The organism is Peribacillus sp. JNUCC 23, from assembly GCF_053653995.1.
Map to the genome: position 1 here is coordinate 3,372,990 of NZ_CM132202.1, position 18,320 is coordinate 3,391,309.

15 protein-coding genes and 2 riboswitches are annotated in these 18,320 nt (G+C 40.1%); of the genes, 2 read left to right on the forward strand and 13 right to left on the reverse strand.

All coding sequences use genetic code 11. The features are described from left to right. Positions 1–20: 20 nt before the first annotated feature. Positions 21–476 carry a YslB family protein gene (locus JNUCC23_RS16180; RefSeq protein ID WP_403069241.1) on the forward strand — a complete coding sequence of 152 codons (456 nt, stop codon included), beginning with the start codon at positions 21–23 and terminating at the stop codon, positions 474–476. A gap of 115 nt (positions 477–591) precedes the next feature. Here JNUCC23_RS16180 and JNUCC23_RS16185 read toward each other — a convergent pair whose 3' ends face one another. From JNUCC23_RS16185 to JNUCC23_RS16220, 8 genes are all read right to left on the reverse strand, one after another. Next, positions 592–1,824, reverse strand: a complete 1,233-nt coding sequence (locus JNUCC23_RS16185; protein ID WP_454212423.1) for an aspartate kinase — start codon at positions 1,822–1,824, stop codon at positions 592–594. 93 nt (positions 1,825–1,917) lie between these two features. Beyond that, positions 1,918–2,096, reverse strand: a riboswitch (Lysine riboswitch). 202 nt (positions 2,097–2,298) lie between these two features. Then, on the reverse strand, positions 2,299–4,071 hold the full coding sequence (gene uvrC, locus JNUCC23_RS16190) for an excinuclease ABC subunit UvrC (RefSeq protein ID WP_062176999.1): 1,773 nt from the start codon (positions 4,069–4,071) through the stop codon (positions 2,299–2,301). An 89-nt stretch (positions 4,072–4,160) separates the two neighbouring features. Beyond that, positions 4,161–4,475 carry a thioredoxin gene (trxA, locus tag JNUCC23_RS16195; protein ID WP_062176996.1) on the reverse strand — a complete coding sequence of 105 codons (315 nt, stop codon included), beginning with the start codon at positions 4,473–4,475 and terminating at the stop codon, positions 4,161–4,163. A 472-nt stretch (positions 4,476–4,947) separates the two neighbouring features. Next, a complete protein-coding gene (locus JNUCC23_RS16200) occupies positions 4,948–5,925 on the reverse strand; it encodes an electron transfer flavoprotein subunit alpha/FixB family protein (RefSeq protein WP_062176992.1) in 978 nt (325 codons plus the stop codon). 124 nt (positions 5,926–6,049) lie between these two features. Further along, on the reverse strand, positions 6,050–6,823 hold the full coding sequence (locus JNUCC23_RS16205) for an electron transfer flavoprotein subunit beta/FixA family protein (protein WP_062176989.1): 774 nt from the start codon (positions 6,821–6,823) through the stop codon (positions 6,050–6,052). Positions 6,824–6,933: 110 nt separating this feature from the next. Continuing rightward, entirely contained in the window at positions 6,934–7,707 is a 774-nt protein-coding gene (locus tag JNUCC23_RS16210) for an enoyl-CoA hydratase (RefSeq protein WP_403069230.1), read from the reverse strand. A gap of 89 nt (positions 7,708–7,796) precedes the next feature. After that, on the reverse strand, positions 7,797–8,384 hold the full coding sequence (locus tag JNUCC23_RS16215) for a TetR/AcrR family transcriptional regulator (RefSeq protein ID WP_062176982.1): 588 nt from the start codon (positions 8,382–8,384) through the stop codon (positions 7,797–7,799). 273 nt (positions 8,385–8,657) lie between these two features. After that, positions 8,658–10,358: an AMP-binding protein gene (locus tag JNUCC23_RS16220; RefSeq protein WP_454212427.1), complete on the reverse strand. Its 1,701-nt coding sequence runs from the start codon at positions 10,356–10,358 to the stop codon at positions 8,658–8,660. Between the two features lie 301 nt (positions 10,359–10,659). Next, positions 10,660–10,826, forward strand: a riboswitch (M-box (ykoK) riboswitch). 294 nt (positions 10,827–11,120) lie between these two features. Here JNUCC23_RS16220 and mgtE point away from each other — a divergent pair. Further along, entirely contained in the window at positions 11,121–12,479 is a 1,359-nt protein-coding gene (mgtE, locus tag JNUCC23_RS16225) for a magnesium transporter (protein WP_454212429.1), read from the forward strand. Between the two features lie 258 nt (positions 12,480–12,737). On the opposite strand, the gene JNUCC23_RS16230 is transcribed toward mgtE, so the two are convergent. The 5 genes from JNUCC23_RS16230 to zapA form a co-directional block, all read right to left on the reverse strand. Further along, positions 12,738–13,145, reverse strand: a complete 408-nt coding sequence (locus JNUCC23_RS16230) for a DUF350 domain-containing protein (protein WP_062176973.1) — start codon at positions 13,143–13,145, stop codon at positions 12,738–12,740. Positions 13,146–13,166: 21 nt separating this feature from the next. Next, complete coding sequence (locus JNUCC23_RS16235) at positions 13,167–15,524, reverse strand: endonuclease MutS2 (RefSeq protein WP_403069221.1); 2,358 nt, start codon at positions 15,522–15,524, stop codon at positions 13,167–13,169. Between the two features lie 33 nt (positions 15,525–15,557). Continuing rightward, positions 15,558–17,276: a DNA polymerase/3'-5' exonuclease PolX gene (gene polX, locus JNUCC23_RS16240; RefSeq protein WP_403069218.1), complete on the reverse strand. Its 1,719-nt coding sequence runs from the start codon at positions 17,274–17,276 to the stop codon at positions 15,558–15,560. Positions 17,277–17,405: 129 nt separating this feature from the next. Further along, positions 17,406–17,951, reverse strand: a complete 546-nt coding sequence (locus JNUCC23_RS16245) for a CvpA family protein (RefSeq protein WP_403069215.1) — start codon at positions 17,949–17,951, stop codon at positions 17,406–17,408. 4 nt (positions 17,952–17,955) lie between these two features. Beyond that, positions 17,956–18,216: a cell division protein ZapA gene (gene zapA, locus JNUCC23_RS16250; protein WP_062176962.1), complete on the reverse strand. Its 261-nt coding sequence runs from the start codon at positions 18,214–18,216 to the stop codon at positions 17,956–17,958. Positions 18,217–18,320 lie beyond the last annotated feature (104 nt).

An 18,320-nucleotide genomic window follows, 5' to 3' on the forward strand; every position in this document is an offset into this window, starting at 1 on the left:
TATAGAAAGTGGGGAATACAATGGAAAAAGAAGCTCAGGCTCTGCAAGAATTATCTGATAACACTGAAATGCATATCCCGATTTTTGGCTACGAGTTAATTAGAGAAATACTATTAAATGATATTTTAGGCAAAGATTCTCCCCATGTTCTATACTGGGCTGGAAAACAGTTGGCAAGGAAATTCCCGCTTCACAACATAGATGAAACCATTAACTTTTTCTCTAGTGCCGGCTGGGGGGACTTAACATTGGTCAAGCAATCCAAAGACGAAATCGAAATGACATTAACTGGAATAATGGTTGAAAGACGGTTTGAATTGAACACCGCATGTCACTTTCAACTTGAGACTGGATTTCTTGCTGAACAAATCAGCTTACAAAGAAAATTCACAGCAGAAGGCGCCGAAGAAACGAAACGTCGCGCCCGCAGAGCTACGATATTCGTAAAATTAGATTTAAAAGACCCGATTGAGTAGATAAAGTGAAACTTCCATCAGTGGGGCGCTTGACTTTCCGTTAATGTGGGATAAGTAGATAAAGAGGATCGTTTAGCCATGCTTTGCATAGGTTTAACGATCCTCTACTCATTTTTTACGCTTTGACTACCGTTCTTTCATCAAGTTGAAATTCCACATGCAATGTTTCAACAGCCAGAACCATGTCTTTGTCTGGGATAACCGTAGAAACTTTGATTTCAGATGTGCTGACCATTTTCACTTGGATGCCTGCATCTGCAAGAATCGCAAACATTTTCGCTGCAACACCCGGATTAGAAACCATTCCCGAACCAACGATGCTCACTTTCGCTAAATTACTTTCCGTTTCAATTCTTTCAAACTGTAATTCTTTTTTATTACTTTCTAAAACCGTTAACACGTCACTTACGTCATCCTCTTTAATCGAGAATGTTAGATTCGTCGTACCAGTATCCGTAATGCTTTGGATAATAATGTCTACATTTAAGTGCTGCTCGGCAAGGGTTGTGAAAATGGTAGATAAGGAAGTTAATCTTCCAGTCAGTCCAAAAATGGTTACCCGTGTAATACTGTCTTCAAATGCAATCCCTCTAACAATTAAATTCTCTTCCATCGTTACTTCCTCCTCAATGATTGTTCCTTGTTCCCGTTCTATACTTGAGCGAACGACTAGCGGTATTCCATAATTCTTCGCAAATTCTACTGCACGTGGGTGAAGGACGCCTGCCCCAAGATTCGCCAATTCAAGCATTTCATCATAAGAAATCGATTGTAATTTCCTTGCTGATTTTACAAAACGAGGATCTGTTGTGAACACACCTGTAACATCTGTATAAATGTCACAGCGTTCTGCTTTTAAAGCTGCCGCTAATGCAACAGCGGTCGTATCGGATCCACCTCGGCCCAATGTCATGATTTCACCGCTCGCATCCACTCCTTGGAAGCCCGCTACAACAACGATTTTTCCTGCCGAAAGCTGTTCTTTGACCCGATTCGTCTCAATATCCAAAATTCTTGCATTCCCATGAATCGATTCAGCTTTAATCCCAGCTTGCCAACCGGTAAAAGAAACCGTGTCATACCCAAGTTCTTGTAATGCCATCGTAAGAAATGAAATCGTGACCTGTTCTCCAGTTGATAACAGCATATCCATTTCCCGTTTGCTCGGAGTATTACTGATTTCATTCGCCATCCTAACGAGCTCGTCGGTCGTTTTGCCCATTGCCGACACAACGACAACAACCTCATTCCCAAGAGCCGCTTCTTCTATTACCCGAGTTGCTACATGCTTTATTTTTTCAATATTTCCTACTGATGTACCGCCAAATTTCTGCACGATTAATCCCACTTTGTGACACCCTTTCCAGCTGTTTTTTTGCATACAAAAAAAGCAATGAGAATTATCTCATTGCTGTGGTAACGTAAATACATACGAATATCACAGTGAGATAGCCCTCCAGAACAAAATTGTTCTGACAATCTGCCATTTATTCAATGTCAGACCAGCAAAATCAAGCTATGAGACTTGATCGCTTCGGCGACTTCCCCTTTCAAGACTTTTCACAGAAGCTCATCCTTCTCCAAGTCTTTACTAATGAAACCCGCACCTCTATCAACACACGAAAAGCGTAAGCGCCTTGTTCAGCCTCAGACAGAGCATAAGGCAAACATCTGTATGGAGAGTGATTTTCTCTCCATCAGATGTTTGACTTATGACCTCAGCCGGGCTAGGCGCTGTAGCTAGACAATCAAATTTATTAAAAACGTATATTACTTTTAAAAATTAACTGTAGTATAGCATACCCAATTTTGAACAGCAAGATTATTCTTGCAATTTCTTTACAAGCTCTTGAGCGACAGATCGCGGAATGCCTGCCGCTTGAACTTCTTCTACCGTTGCTTCACGCATTTTCTTTACTGAGCCAAAATGCTTTAGAAGTTGTTTTTTTCGTTTCTCGCCGATGCCTTCAATTTCATCAAGCAAAGATTGAAAAGCATTTTTACCTCGCAGCTGGCGGTGAAAAGTGATGGCAAAACGATGCACCTCATCTTGAATCCGTTGTAGCAGATAAAATTCCTGACTCCTATGGTTAAGCGGGATAATCTCAAGTGGATTGCCAATCATCAGTTCAGATGTACGATGCTTTTCATCTTTTACAAGGCCTGAGAGTGGGACTTCTAGACCGAGTTCATTTTCTAAAATATCGCGAACTGCTTCAACATGCCCTTTACCGCCATCAATAATGATTAAATCTGGAAGCGGGAGTCCTTCTTTCAACACTCTCGAGTAGCGGCGACGGACTACCTCACGCATTGATTCGTAATCGTCTGGTCCTTTAACCGTTTTAATCTTGTATTTACGATATTCCCGTTTTTCAGGTTTTCCGTCGATAAAGACAACGAGCGCAGAAACAGGATTCGTTCCTTGAATATTTGAATTATCGAAAGCTTCAATTCTGTGCGGTGTATAAATGCCGAGCTGTTCTCCAAGCCTCTCCACTGCTTTAATCGTGCGATCCTCATCCCGGTCAATTAAAGCAAATTTTTCTCCCAACGCAATGCTAGCATTTTTACTAGCAAGATTGAGTAATTCTTTCTTTTGTCCAATTTTCGGGGTAAGAATTTTAACCTGTAATAATTGCTCCGCTAATTGTGTATCTACTGATTCAGGTAGAAAAATTTCTTTCGGCTTGAAATGATTTGCCTTTGAATAAAATTGCCCCAGGTATGTTAGCAATTCTTGATCAGGTTCATCGTATATCGGAAACAACGAGACGTCACGTTCAATCAATTTACCTTGACGAACAAAGAATACTTGTACACACATCCAGCCTTTATCATATGCAAAACCAAAAACGTCACGATCTGTATAATCATTGGACATCATTTTTTGCTTTTCCATCGTAACGACAATATGGGCGATTTGATCTCGATATTCCTTAGCCCGTTCAAAATCAAGTTCTTCAGCTGCCTCATGCATTTTATCAGACAACTCATTTTTAATTTCTTGATAGCCACCATTTAAAAATCGCGTAATTTCACCCATCATCGTTTTGTATTTTTCCTGTGGCACTTCTTTCACACATGGTGCGAGACATTGACCAAGATGATAGTATAAGCACACGCGATCAGGCAATGTATTACACTTTCTAAGCGGATAAATGCGGTCAAGGAGCTTTTTCGTTTCATTAGCCGCGATGACATTCGGATAGGGACCAAAATATTTACCATTATCTTTTTTCACTTTTCTGGTGATGATTAAGCGCGGATGACGCTCATTCGTCAGCTTGATGAACGGATACGTTTTATCGTCCTTCAGCATAATATTATATTTCGGATCATGTTTCTTGATTAAGTTTAATTCTAAAATGAGTGCTTCAATATTTGATGATGTAACGATATATTCAAAGTCTTCAATTTCATTGACGAGTCTAAGCGTTTTTCCGTCATGCGAGCCAGTAAAATACGAGCGAACTCGGTTTTTCAGTACCTTGGCTTTACCGACATAAATAATCGTTCCCTGGCGATCTTTCATCAAGTAACAGCCGGGATGATCAGGAAGCAGGGCAAGCTTGTCCTTAATTCTCTGATTCATGTTCAACCTCCCAACCAATCAATCTACATAAAGTGTATAAAAGAAAAAACTCCAAGCCATAGACTTGAAGTTTCTTAAATATAAAAGAATTAAGCGTGTTTTGCAAGAAGTTCTGATAATGCTTCTTTCGGTTGGAAGCCAACCACTTTGTCAACAACTTCTCCATCTTTTAACACGATTAAAGTTGGGATGCTCATTACGCCGAATTTACCAGCAGTTTCTTGGTTTTCGTCTACATCCACTTTAACGATTTTCACTTTGTCACCAATTTCGCCATCAAGTTCTTCAAGAACTGGAGCGATCATTTTACAAGGTCCGCACCACGGTGCCCAGAAATCAGCAAGAACTAAACCTTCGTTTGTATCTGTTGTAAATGTTTGGTCAGTCGAGTGTACAATTGCCATAATATATGCCTCCTAATAAACTATATTTCTAAAACCAGTATACCATTGATAATGAGATGCTTACTATTATTTTGCTTCATTGCTAAGATACCCTTAACTTACGTATCTATTCGCAATATGATTCGTATAAAGTGAAACTTCAATCAGTGGGGAGTGTTCTTCATCCCCACTGATTGTTAGTCCCGTTCTAGTGTCGCTAATATCTCCGCGCAGCGTAGATAAAGCGACTCTACGAACCCGATTGGTTCAACTAAACCTTTGAAAACCGCAAAGGTAAGTTTCACTGTATCTCACCAATCGGGCATTTACGGGCAGTTATCCCCCACGTATACTTCTTCGATTCATCTAAGCCTTGAGGTGGGGGGTACTGCCCGTTAATGCGGGATTAATTCTTAAAATAGCATCATCTGATTGCAAAAATCAAGACATCTGCTTGATGAGCAAATGTCTTTCAACGGAAGAATCAGACCCTTTAGACGTTTAATTTAAGTTTCTTACATTCTTCAATAAGTAATGGAACGACTTCAAATAAATCGCCGACAATGCCGTAATCAGCAATCTTGAAGATGTTTGCTTCAGGGTCTTTGTTGATCGCGACGATCACTTTAGAGTTGGACATGCCCGCTAAATGTTGGATCGCCCCAGAGATACCACATGCGATATAAAGATCAGGTGTGACCACTTTTCCTGTTTGCCCAATTTGAAGGGAATAATCACAATAGTCTGCATCACATGCACCTCGGGAAGCGCCGACAGCTCCGCCAAGAACTTGAGCAAGTTCCTTCAATGGCTTGAAGCCTTCTTCACTTTTTACGCCACGTCCACCGGCAATGACTACTTTCGCTTCTGAAAGATCCACTCCTTCTGTTGCTTTTCTTACTACATCTTTGATAATAGCACGAAGATCTTTAATCTCCACACGAAGAGAAGAAACATCACCGGTTCGACTTTCATCCTTCGCTAATGGCTCGATGTTATTCGGACGAATCGTTGCAAAGATGACTCCATCTGTTACAATTTTCTTCTCGAACGCTTTGCCTGAATAGATCGGACGAGTGAAGACTAGATTTCCGCCTGCTTCTTCAATGGATGTGACATCAGAAATAAGCCCTGAATTCAGTTTCCCGGCAATTCTGGGCGCAAGGTCTTTGCCAAGAGCTGTATGACCGAAAATAATGCCTTCTGGATTTTCCGCAGCAATGACTGCAAGAACTGCTTGTGCATACCCATCAGACGTATATTGAGCAAGTTTTTCATCTTCTACTGTAATGACGCGGTCCGCACCATATTGAATGAATTCATTGCCTAACGTTTGTATGTTTTCTCCTACTAAAACGCCGACTACCTCACCGCCATCTGCTGCCAAATTAGCTGCGCCGATTGCTTCAAATGATACATTTCTCAGAGATCCGTCACGTACTTCACCTAATACAAGGACTTTTCTAGCCATTAAAAAAACCTCCTGTAAGTCATTTATCCTGGTTTAACTATCCGGCAGCGGAAAACAAACCCCACTGATGGAAGTTTCACTTTATTGTTTGAATCGGGATCGTCGTTTTGATTTGCTGTTAAAACTAAATCACTTTCGCTTCTGAGCGCAGTAGTTGTACGAGTTCTTTTACTTGCTCGCTCATATCACCGCTCAGTACTTTTCCTGCTTCTTTTTTAGGTGGAAGGTAGATTTCAATCGTTTTTGTTTTCGCTGCTACATCGTCTTCTTCAAGTTCTAAATCATCCAACTCTAATTCTTCAAACGGTTTCTTCCTTGCTTTCATAATGCCAGGAAGAGATGGATAACGCGGCTCATTCAAGCCTTGCTGAGCCGTAACTAATAACGGCAAGGACGTTTCGATGATTTCAGCGTCGCCTTCAACATCACGGGTAACGCTTACATTTGTACCAGCAATTTTAAGCTGAGTAATGGTTGTAATATAAGGAATGCCAAGAAGTTCAGCTACTCGTGGCCCAACTTGGCCTGAACCGCCGTCAATCGCTACATTACCAGCAATAATTAAATCAGGATCTTTATCTTTTAAATATTTACTAATAATTTTCGCTGTCGTGAATTGATCGCCATATGCTACATCTTCTTCAATATTGATTAAAACTGCTTTATCAGCGCCCATGGCAAGTGCTGTACGCAACTGCTTTTCAGCGAATTCGTTTCCAACAGTAACAACTGTTACTTCTCCACCTTGTGCATCGCGCACTTGGATCGCTTCTTCTACCGCATACTCATCATACGGGTTAATAATGAATTCAGCGCCGTCTTCATTGATTTTGCCGTTTGCTAAAGTAATTTTTTCTTCTGTATCAAACGTTCTTTTCAGTAATACGTAAATATTCAAAGGAATCCCTCCTATTTTTTTAAAAAATTAAGACTATTTTAGACATTGTTCAAAAAGATCGGCCCGTTTTTTATCCGCCTTTTTGAACAAGTCCGATTAGAAAAGTTTCATTACTTACCTTTAAAAACAGCCTCTCTTTTTTCAATAAAAGCACTGATTCCTTCTTTGGCATCTTCAGAAACAAATATCGTACCAAAGCTTTTCGCTTCGTTTTCAATGCCTTTATAAAAACTCTCTGGCTTGGCATCGTTTAAAAGGTCAATCGCCGCTTTCAATGCGAGTGGGCTTTTCTGTGCAACTTTCTCTGCCAACTCCTTTGCTTTTGGCAAAAGCTCTTCATCTGAATAAGCATGGTTTGCCAACCCGCATTGAACAGCCTCTGTACCCGTAATCGGTTCACTCGTAAACAGCATTTCAGCAGCCTTTGCAACTCCCACATAACGGGTTAGACGCTGGGTGCCACCAAAGCCAGGTACAAGTCCAAGCTGTAGCTCTGGCAAACCAATTTTGGAATTTTTTGTAACCAAACGGATATGACAAGCCATCGCTAGTTCCAAACCTCCCCCAAGAGCTGCACCATGAATGGCAGCAATAACCGGTTTTGGATATCGTTCAATTTTCTCAAATACTTCTTGGCCATTTCTGGAAAGTTTCGTGAAGGCTTCACCACTACTTACACTTGTAAACTCTTTTATATCAGCACCCGCAGAGAAAAACCTTCCTTCTCCGTGGATCAGCACGCAACGAACTGCTTGATTCGTTACCAGCTCATCAAACAGCTGTGAAATTTCCTGGATGAGACTTGAAGAAAGTGCGTTCGCAGGAGCCCTTTGAATCGTAACGAGAGCAACGTGATTTTCGATAGAATGGTTTAAAAACGCCATGATCATCCCCTCCTTAAATGTATAAATAATTATGTAAAAAAACTTACAGAAATGTATGGTGCCAAGCTTCTTATTTAAACGAAAGAATTCTACTTTTTAGAGCCACAACCGCCAAGTAATAGTTGATGGACCGATTCTGCAAGATCTGGCAAGGAATACTTTTGATCGTTCATTACCCAAGTTGTTGCCGTTTCATCAATCGTTCCAAAAATCATCTGCCTTGTTAGTCTGACATCCAAATTTGAAAGAAACTCACCGTTCTCTTTTCCTTCAATGATGATCGTGTCTACGATCTTTAAATAGTCTCGTAGCACATCATTGATCCTCTCTCGGAGTTCAAGATTGGACTGCCGTAATTCAAGCTGGGTGACAATGGCCAAGTTCGCATCACTTGCAAGAATTTGAAAATGTTTTCTGATCATTACAAGTAATTTCTCCGCCGCACTCATCGTTTCCTTTATTTCCTCTTCAATTTGTTCTACAAAATAACCCATTTTTTCATAGAATAATGAAATTAAAATGTCTTCTTTGTTTTTAAAATACAGATAGATTGTACCGTCAGCGACTCCTGCTTGTTTGGCAATTTTTGAAACTTGTGCTTGATGATAGCCATTCTGTGCAATTACAACAACAGCAGCATCTATGATTTGTTTATACTTTGGTTTATTTCGGTTCACTGAACTTCTCCTTATCATTTTAGATATGAATGAATAGTCATTCATATTTTTATAGTAGAGTGAATGACCCTACCTGTCAAGGAGAAATGTTCATTCAAACGCCGCTTCATGCTGTTACTTTTGTCACTGAAAAAGGACAGACCCCGCACCAACTAAATACAGTATAAAATAAGTGTATGAAACACTACACACTGATTATTGAGTACGAGGTCAGACCGTTCGATTTTTCATTCATATTTGCACTTGGATCATGGGCTAAACCGAAGCCAATCATTAGGCCTTCTTATGTTCATCTTCACTCCATTTCTTCTTTTCTTCTTCAATAAGGGCCCGACGCAAAATTTTTCCTACTGCTGTTTTTGGTAGTTCTTTACGGATTTCATATACGCGTGGTACTTTGTATGCCGCGAGATATTTTCTTGCGAATTCATCTAACTCCTCATCCGTAACCGAAGCTCCTTCTTTCAAGACGATATAAGCCTTCACGGTTTCACCACGATATGGATCAGGGATACCTGCGACAACAAGTTCTTGAATATCTTCATGCTCATATAACACTTCTTCAATTTCACGCGGATAAATATTAAAGCCGCCAGCAATAATGACATCTTTTTTCCGGTCAACTACATAAAAATAACCCTTTTCATCCATATATCCAAGGTCGCCTGTAAGAAGCCAACCATTTCTGAATGCTGCTTCTGTTTCTTCTGGTCGGTTCCAATAGCCTTTCATCACTTGAGGACCTTTAATGGAAATTTCACCGATTTCTCCTACTGGCACAGGCTCTCCTGTTTCCAAAGAAAGAATCGCAGCATCCGTATCCGGCCATGGCAATCCAATGCTCCCTTTAACACGGGGTTCATCCCAGATTAGATTGGCATGTGTAACAGGTGAAGCTTCTGATAAGCCATAGCCTTCTACTAATTTTCCACCTGTGACCCGTTCGAACTGCTCTTGGATTTCTACGGGCAAAGCAGCCGATCCACTAATACATGCATCAATCGAAGATAAATCATACTTTCCGATATCAGGATGGTTCAACAAGCCAATATAAATGGTGGGTGCTCCCGGAAACGTGGTCGGCTTTTCTTTGTGAATCGTTTTTAGCGTTTTTTCAGCATTAAAATTGGGCATTAAAATCATTTGATAGCCTTGTACAACGGACAAAAGCATGACTGTGGTCATCCCATACACATGGAAAAATGGGATAATGCCGAGAACCTTTTCTTTCCCTCGCCCCCCTTTGTACAACCATGCTTTACACATCTCCGTGTTCGCTAGTAAGTTTTTATGCGTCAACATGACTCCCTTCGGAAAGCCAGTTGTGCCACCTGTATATTGCAATAATGCGATGTCATTTTCGAAATCCGTTTCTACGGTTGATTCTTGAGGTACGCTTGTTTTCATAATTTCTTTTAATAAATGATGGTTGCCGCTATGCTCGACTTTAACAACGAGTCCGTATTGTTTTTTCTGAATAAATGGATAGATAAGATTTTTCGGGAAGGGCAAATAATCTTTGATGGTGGTTATAACGATGTGTTTAAGATCCGTTCTTTTAGCAATGGCCGAAACTCGCGGGAAGAGAATGTCTAGTGTTAAAATAAATGTCGCTCCAGAATCGTTTAGATGATACTCAAGCTCTCGTTCCGTATAAAGTGGGTTCGTTTGAACAACGACTCCACCAGCCATAAGCGTTCCAAAGAAACCAATAACAACTTGCGGACTATTTGGTAGCATAATGGCCACCCGGTCCCCCTTTTTGAGCCCAATATCTTGTAGGTATGCGGAAAATTTAAGAGCCGATTCATAAAGTTCCTTATACGTCATCTCTTTTCCTTCAAAGTGAATGGCTATCGTATCGGAGAATTCTTCTGCGGATTGCTTTAAAAATGAGTGCAGTGGTTTTTCTGTGTATTCAAGTGACGTAGGAATAGTAGCTGGATACATATCTTGCCATGGCTTGTCGTTCATCCAATTCCTCCTTTTAAAAAACAGAAAATTTAAAATTTTATCCTTTATTATAATATACCTGACAATGAGTCACAATTCCTTCTAATATAAAATAATGATACGAATGAAGGTGGACATGCTATTGTTCCACTAATGAACATAGTATGAGGTTGAATAGATTTTTGCGTGGGTTTACTCACATATTAAGAAAAAAGCAAACGAAGGAGGAACATTCCATTCACAAAGACTAAAAAAAGGCAGACTTATGAATAGATAAACATTGACTTCTAAAAAATATTCCTTTAGAGTGAATTTGCAAACTAAATATCCTCGTTAGGTGAGGCTCCTGTGTTGGAGATATGCTACTGCCCAAAAATGTCGAAAGACGCCAATGGGTCAACAGGAACCATCGACATAAGGTGGTTTTTAATGTAGCTGGCGATTGTCCTATGCCACACAGTGCTAAAGCTCTACGAATGGAGGAACAGATTGACTGCCATGTATTTGTCATGCAGACAATGTACATATAGTACCGTGTGTTACACCTTCATTTGTAATGGAGGTGTTTTTCATTTTGGAAAACTTCTGGTACGAGGATTTCATGAGCTTGTACTTTTCTATTTGGGAGGTGAGGAGTAATGGACCCAGATTCGGACCCCTACTTAAAGCATAAAAATCAAATAAATACAAAGGTTATGAAAGACGAATTTCACATCATTTTTCTTACTTTTGTTAGATCACTGAGGGGAATTATTTCTTACTCCTCAAAAAGGAGTGGCGAAGATGATAAAAGACATGACAGAAGACCAACTAGCGCTTCAAATCATAAAAGTAGTAAAAGAAGGCAAAAGAAATGAATTCCAAACAATAATAGAAGAACTTCAACCTTATGATATTGCACGAATTTTTGAGGGGCTTCCAGAAAAACATCATACTCGGTTCTTATTGTTTCTTACATCGGAACAAATCGCTGAGCTTATTCAGGAAGTTGAAAAAGTACATCAATTAAAAATCCTTACTAAATTAGGAATTGAAAAATCCGGTCAAGTAATGGATCTAATGGAAAATGATGATTTAGCTTCATTGTTAGAGAACCTATCTCCTGATAAAATTGAAGAACTTCTTTCAGGTATGAAACAAGAAGAATCGAAAATCGTTCAACATATCATGAACTATCCTCCTGAAACGGCAGGTCGAATCATGACAAACCGGTTCGTGTGGATTCCTCAACACTATACGGTTCGTGAATCCGTTGATAAACTTAAAATATTTGCAGAGTTCTCGGGAACGATTAACTATCTGTATGTCATTGATCATGATAAAAAATTAGTAGGTGTTGTCTCCTATCGAGATTTAATCATAAGTGATGAGTATGAAAAGATTCAAGATATTATGTATAGCCGTGTGATCTCCGTTCCGGCTTCCGCTGACCAAGAAGAAGTCGCTCGTATTATTGAGCGTTATGACTTTGTATCCGTTCCTGTAGTCGAAAAAAATCATGAATTAGTAGGAATTGTAACTGTTGATGATATTATTGATGTTGTTATTAAAGAAGCAAATGAAGACATTGAAAAACTGTCAGCATCGGGTAAAGCGATCGATTTTGATACGAAGGCACATGTGGCCGCGTACCGCCGACTCCCATGGCTTATTTTACTTTTATTTATCGGTTTAGTGTCTGGAACGATTATTAGTAGTTTTGAAGAAACATTATCCAAAGTAGTTGCACTGGCCTACTTTATGCCCATGATTGCTGGGATGACAGGTAATACAGGTACACAATCTTTAGCTGTTGTTGTAAGAGGTCTAGCTACTAATGATACGGATCGAGGAGTTGTTTTCAAACTTATTTTGCGAGAATTGAACGTTGGATTAATCATCGGCATTACTTGCGGCATCTTAATTTCGATTATCGCTTTAATTTGGCAAGGAAATCCAGTTCTAGGGTTAGTAGTTGGAAGTTCATTATTTATGACTCTCATTATTGGAACTTTAGCTGGGACGATTATTCCGCTAATATTATATAAATTTAACATCGACCCTGCTATCGCTTCTGGTCCATTAATTACAACACTAAACGATATCCTATCACTACTTATTTACTTTGGTATCGCCACCATGTTTATTTCGAAATTGATGTAGAATGAAATCTTAACTAAGCTCATTTATCAAAACAAGGGTCTGACCCCATACTCTACACACTGTTTATTAAGGCATTTACGCTTCTCTAAACAGTAAAAAGTGGATGTGGGGTCTGACCCTTTTTCGGTAAACTGTTTTTTTGTGATTTAACCACTGACTACCATATAAATAACTCCAATGACAAGAAAGGTTCCGCAGCAAATAAATAAGATCTTCGCAAGTCTTTCCAACATTTCAACTTCTTCCCTTCTCTAAGACTTATGAAATCCCTGCTCCAATGACAAAGGACAAGCCGATGGAAATAATCATCGCCAATAGTCCGACTGCGCGATTGTCATTTTCAATTTCTTCATCGACCTTAAAGCCTGGGGTTAAAAACTCGAATATGAAATAGCCGAGTAATAACAGAACAAATCCGTAAACCCCCCAGCCAATCATCGTCAATAAAGAATCGTTGTGAATAATGGAGTGGCGAAAAACGTTGGATATTCCAAATATTTTTCCGCCTGTGGCCATCGCGACAGATACGTTGCCATTTTTAATTTCTTCCCAATTTTTATACTTGGTTACCAGCTCAAATACAGCTAAAAACAAGACAATACATAAAATGACAACACTATAATAAGCAGTCGTATACACATATTCATTTCCCCAGATTTTTTCCATTCAACTTCTCCTGATTCGCCCTTATTTAAATTCGACGACTGTAACTCCTGTTCCACCTTCACCCGCTTCACCAAAGCGACTGCGTTTAACCGAGCGATGGTTTTTCAAATATTCCTGAACCCCTTGTCTTAGAGCACCTGTTCCTTTGCCATGAATGATGGATACACGAGGATAGCCTGCAAGCAGGGCATCATCAATATACTTCTCAACTCTTGATAAGGCATTTTCATAGCGTTCACCGCGAAGATCAAGTTCTAAGCTTACATGATAGTCCTTGCCTCTTACCGTTGATAGTGGCTTTGCCATTTTTTCCGGCTTTGGCGCACCAATCAGCTGAATATCGGCTTCGTCTACTTTCATTTTCATGATCCCAATTTGTACTTGCCATTCTGTATTGGAAACTTTCTCAATTGCGTGCCCTTTTTGCCCAAAAGAGATCACTTTTACTTCATCACCTGGTTGAATCGTTCTAGGCGCTTTTTTCACGAGTGGTTTAGACGTTTTCTTGATAACTGGTGTTGCTTCCTCCAAACGTTTTCGCGCTTCAATCAATTCGTGTTCCTTAATATCGACACTTTTCTCAAGTCGCATCTTTCGCAAATCGGCAATAATGGCTTCCGCTTCTTTTTTCGCTTGTTCAATTAAATCGGCTGCTTTTTCTGCCGCTTTCTCCATCAGCGAATCTTTTTCTTGATGATACTCCAGCGTTTCTTTTTGCAGCTCATTATGCAGTTTTTCGGTTTGCTTTAGATAATCTGCTGCTTCCCTTGCATCCTCTTCAGCTTGTCTTCTGCTTTCTTCTAGTGAGGCAATCATACTCTCCACTTTATTCGTATCAGCGCCAATATGACTGCGCGCATGATTAATCACTGCATCATTCAATCCGAGCCGCTTTGAAATTTCGAATGCATTACTGCGTCCGGGTACGCCGATCAATAACTTATAGGTCGGTCTTAGTGATTCCACATCAAATTCGACACTGGCATTGATGACCCCTTCATGGTCATAGCCATATGCTTTTAATTCCGGATAATGGGAAGTCGCGATGACTCTTGCCCCGCGCTTGTAGACTTCATCAAGGATGGAGATGGCAAGTGCCGCACCTTCCTGTGGATCTGTTCCAGAACCAAGCTCATCAAATAAGACAAGACTTTCATAATCCACATACTTTAAAATATCGACAATATTGACCATGTGAGAAGAAAACGTACTTAAGCTTTGCTCAATGGACTGTTCATCACCAATATCCGCAAACACATGCTTGAATACAGCGACTTCCGATCCATCCAAAGCAGGGATTTGTAAGCCTGATTGAGCCATTAATGTTAAAAGCCCAATTGTTTTAATCGTTACGGTTTTCCCCCCGGTATTCGGCCCGGTAATCACAATCGTTGTAAATTCATCACCTAAGTAAATATCGTTTGCTACTACTTCATCAGCAGGAATGAGAGGATGTTTTGCTTTTAATAGTTTAACTCTGCCCTCATCATTTAAAGCAGGTTTCGAACCTTTGATTGCCTTCGCATAACGGGCTTTTGCAAAAATGAAATCGATTTGCGCAAGTACCTTTACATTGACGAGTAAGTCATGCGTATGCTCGCCAACCGCTTGTGATAATTCCACAAGAATGCGCTCAATTTCCAACTGTTCTTTCAATCTTGCTTCTTGAAGTACATTATTGAGCTCAACAACCACTTGCGGTTCTATGAATAAAGTCTGCCCTGAAGAGGACTGGTCATGGATGATTCCGCCGTAATTACTGCGATATTCTTGTTTAACTGGAATAACAAATCGATCATTTCGAATCGTAATAATCGCATCGGAAAGCATTTTCTGAGCATTAGAAGAACGAATCATGCTTTCTAATTTTTCACGTATTCTGCTTTCGTTTGTGCGCAGTTGATTTCGTATCGTTCTTAATTTATCACTAGCTGAATCTAGGACTTCGCCATTCTCCCCAATGCAATAGGAAATTTGCTGTTGCAATTCAGGCAGAGGAAGCAATGTTTCCATATAGCCATTTAGGTTTGGCACACTAAATTCATTTTCAAGTAATTCTTCAAAAAAGCGACCAAGAATTCGGCCTGCACGAATGGTGCTAGCGATTTCCATTAATTCATGAGGGCTGAGCATCCCACCAATTTGGGCCCGTTTGGCATGTGGACGAATATCAAATATTCCACCGAGTGGGACATTGCCCTTCCTACGGAGTACATTTGCTGCTTCATCTGTTTCTTCCTGCCAGTTTGTCACCTCAGTAAGGTCTGTAGAAGGGGCGAGCTCAGCCGCCTTTTCTTTACCGATTGCAGAAGAAGCATATTTCAATAGCTGTTCTTTTATTTTATCAAATTCCAATGTTTTCAAAACTTTCGAATGCATGGAGTTGTAGTCCTCCCTTTTCATGTGCGTCAATTAATCATTTCTGTTTAAAAAGGCAAGTAGTTCGTCTGGTTCTTTTACGTTTAAGACGGAAGAAAGTTTCACCCAGCCTTTTTTCGCTGAAGAGACGCCTACTGCCATATGTTCAAGCATATCAAAATTATGTGCGTCCGTATTAATCACGATCATTACGCCCGCTTCTTGTGCCTTTCTTAAATAAGGAGGAGCAAGATCTAATCGATTCGGATTAGCATTCAGTTCTAGTGCGGTGTTTGTTTTTGCCGCGAGTTCGATTAATTGGTCCATATCGACTTCATATCCAGAACGTTTCCCAATCAAACGGCCTGTTGGATGGGCAATGATATCCACATGGGGATTTTCCATCGCGTTTCTTAGTCGTTCCATGATCTTCTCTTTGGATTGTGAAAAACTTGAATGAATCGAAGCAATGACAAGATCCATTTCGGCAAGCAATTCATCCTCATAATCGAGAGATCCATCAGGCAAAATATCCATTTCGATTCCTGATAGGATAGTAATATCATCATATTTATCGTTTAAAGCGTGAATGATCTCTTTTTGTTCCCGTAATCGTTCAGCTGTTAATCCGTTGGCAACTTTTAAATATTGGGAATGATCGGTGATCGCCATATATGTATAGCCTTTAGCACGGCACGCTTCAACCATCTCTTCAATGGAATAAGCTCCATCACTCCAGGTTGTATGCATATGGAGATCCCCTTTAATATCTCCAAGGGAAACAAGTGGTTCTTTATCCGTGTACCCTTCCACTTCTGTTCCATCTTCACGAATTTCCGGTGGTATGAACGGCAGATCGAAATGGGCATAGAAGGCTTCTTCTGAATCAAAGGTAAGAATCTCACCTGTCTCCATATTTTCAACGCCATATTCACTAATTTTCTCGCCACGATCTTTCGCTAACTGACGCATTCGCACATTATGGTCTTTCGATCCGGTAAAATGGTGCAGCGTTGTAATAAATTCAGCATCTGTTACAATCCGAAAATCCACCGACACATCATATTGGTAATCAAGTGTTACGGACACTTTCGTATCACCTGCTGCAATGACATGTTTAATGGCAGGCAAGGAAAGTAGTTGTTCCTTCACCTTCTCAGGGTTGTTCGATGAAATAATGAAATCAATGTCTTTAATCGTCTCTCTCATGCGACGGATGCTGCCAGCTCTCGAGAAACGGATGATATCTGTCATATTTTCAAGCGATGTCTCAATATCCATTGCTATTGGCATCATGAAAGCAAGTGGGAGACGATCAGGCCTGGAACCTACTTCAGCAATCGAGGTAAGAATCTTTTCTTCTGTCTTCGCGCCAAATCCAGTAAGTCCGCGGACTTTCCCCTCTTCACACGCTGCCTTCAGCTCTTGTATATCCCGAATTTGCAGTTCTTTGTGTAGCTTGGCAATTTTTTTGCCACCAAGTCCTGGTAGTTGCAATAATGGCACCAATCCTTTTGGCACCTGTTCCTGTAGTTCTTCTAGAACAGTCGATTTCCCTTCATTGATATATTCCTCAATCACAGCAGCAGTTCCTTTGCCAATTCCGCTTAATTCTGTAAAATTACTTATCGATGATAAACTTCGATCGTCTGTTTCAAGTGCAGCTGCCGCTTTTCTAAACGCTGATACCTTAAATGGATTTTCACCCTTTAGCTCCATATAGATTGCTATTTTTTCTAATAGTTTAATGATGTCTTTTTTATTGATTGACATGGTTCCTCACCCTTCCAACGCGAATTCTTAAAAAAAGATGACACAAGGCCATCTAAAGAACTTGCAGCCTTTATTCCGGTTCAACTAACCATCAGTGGGAAACTACACCTCACTGATAGAAGTTTCACTTTATGCAGCTACATATTGAAACCACAACTCTGTTACTTTCCCCGAAAGATAGGGGGTATTTTTTACGATGAGATCCGCCATGAACGAGCCATTCAGCGCGTCCTGAACGTTGGCCATTGGCAGTAATGCAGCTATGTATAATAGAATAAACATGATAAGATATACTTCAGCGAAACCTAAAATTGCACCAGCCCATCGATTCAACTGCTTCAAGATTGGTAGGTTCGATATGAAGTCCAACATTGAGCCAAATAGCTGCCACACTAACTTCGTAGCGAAGAAGATGATCGCAAATGCAATTGCACGGTAATAAGCTTCTTCAAGGTTTGCTTGACCGATAAACATATTCATTGTTTCTGAATTACCGCTCATAGATGGGAACGGAATCCATAAGGTTAGTTTCGGGGCGAGTTCATCATAGTACGTATAAGCCGCGGCAAAAGCGACAAAAAAGCCCGTCAAATGAATGAGCTGCAAAATGAACCCCCGTCTCAAGCCAACTAAAAATCCAATTAAGAGAATGGCCAAAATCGCCAAGTCTAACATGTACTCAGTCCTTTACTTTCTTTAATTCCAGTTCTAGCTGGTATATTTCGTCTTTTATTTTTATATAATCATTCATAGCATTCACAGCTGTCAATACAGCAAGCTTACTTGTATCTAAATAAGGATTCTTGGAGTTGATCTCACGCATCTTATCATCCACCATCGAAGCAACTAATCGAATATGGCCTGAACTCTCCTCACCCACGATTGTATATTGCTGTCCATATATATCAACTGTTATCCTATTTTTATTTTCACTCGACAAGCTGATGCCTCCAATCTGAAAAATCCTAATTTCTATCATATCATGAAGTTTTCTGTCATGAAAGCAAGAAAGGCGGAAGGTGCCCGATTATCGGTGACAAACAA

Bases quoted from the DNA above. Each gene is read 5' to 3' on its own strand.
- JNUCC23_RS16210 (WP_403069230.1), bottom strand. From the start codon at position 7,707: ATGGCGTTTTTAAACCATTCTATCGAAAATCACGTTGCTCTCGTTACG.
- mgtE (WP_454212429.1), top strand. From the start codon at position 11,121: ATGATAAAAGACATGACAGAAGACCAACTAGCGCTTCAAATCATAAAA.
- JNUCC23_RS16245 (WP_403069215.1), bottom strand. From the start codon at position 17,951: ATGTTAGACTTGGCGATTTTGGCCATTCTCTTAATTGGATTTTTAGTT.
- JNUCC23_RS16220 (WP_454212427.1), bottom strand. From the start codon at position 10,358: ATGAACGACAAGCCATGGCAAGATATGTATCCAGCTACTATTCCTACG.
- JNUCC23_RS16200 (WP_062176992.1), bottom strand. From the start codon at position 5,925: ATGGCTAGAAAAGTCCTTGTATTAGGTGAAGTACGTGACGGATCTCTG.
- JNUCC23_RS16180 (WP_403069241.1), top strand. From the start codon at position 21: ATGGAAAAAGAAGCTCAGGCTCTGCAAGAATTATCTGATAACACTGAA.
- JNUCC23_RS16235 (WP_403069221.1), bottom strand. From the start codon at position 15,524: ATGCATTCGAAAGTTTTGAAAACATTGGAATTTGATAAAATAAAAGAA.
- uvrC (WP_062176999.1), bottom strand. From the start codon at position 4,071: ATGAATCAGAGAATTAAGGACAAGCTTGCCCTGCTTCCTGATCATCCC.
- JNUCC23_RS16230 (WP_062176973.1), bottom strand. From the start codon at position 13,145: ATGGAAAAAATCTGGGGAAATGAATATGTGTATACGACTGCTTATTAT.
- trxA (WP_062176996.1), bottom strand. From the start codon at position 4,475: ATGGCAATTGTACACTCGACTGACCAAACATTTACAACAGATACAAAC.
- polX (WP_403069218.1), bottom strand. From the start codon at position 17,276: ATGTCAATCAATAAAAAAGACATCATTAAACTATTAGAAAAAATAGCA.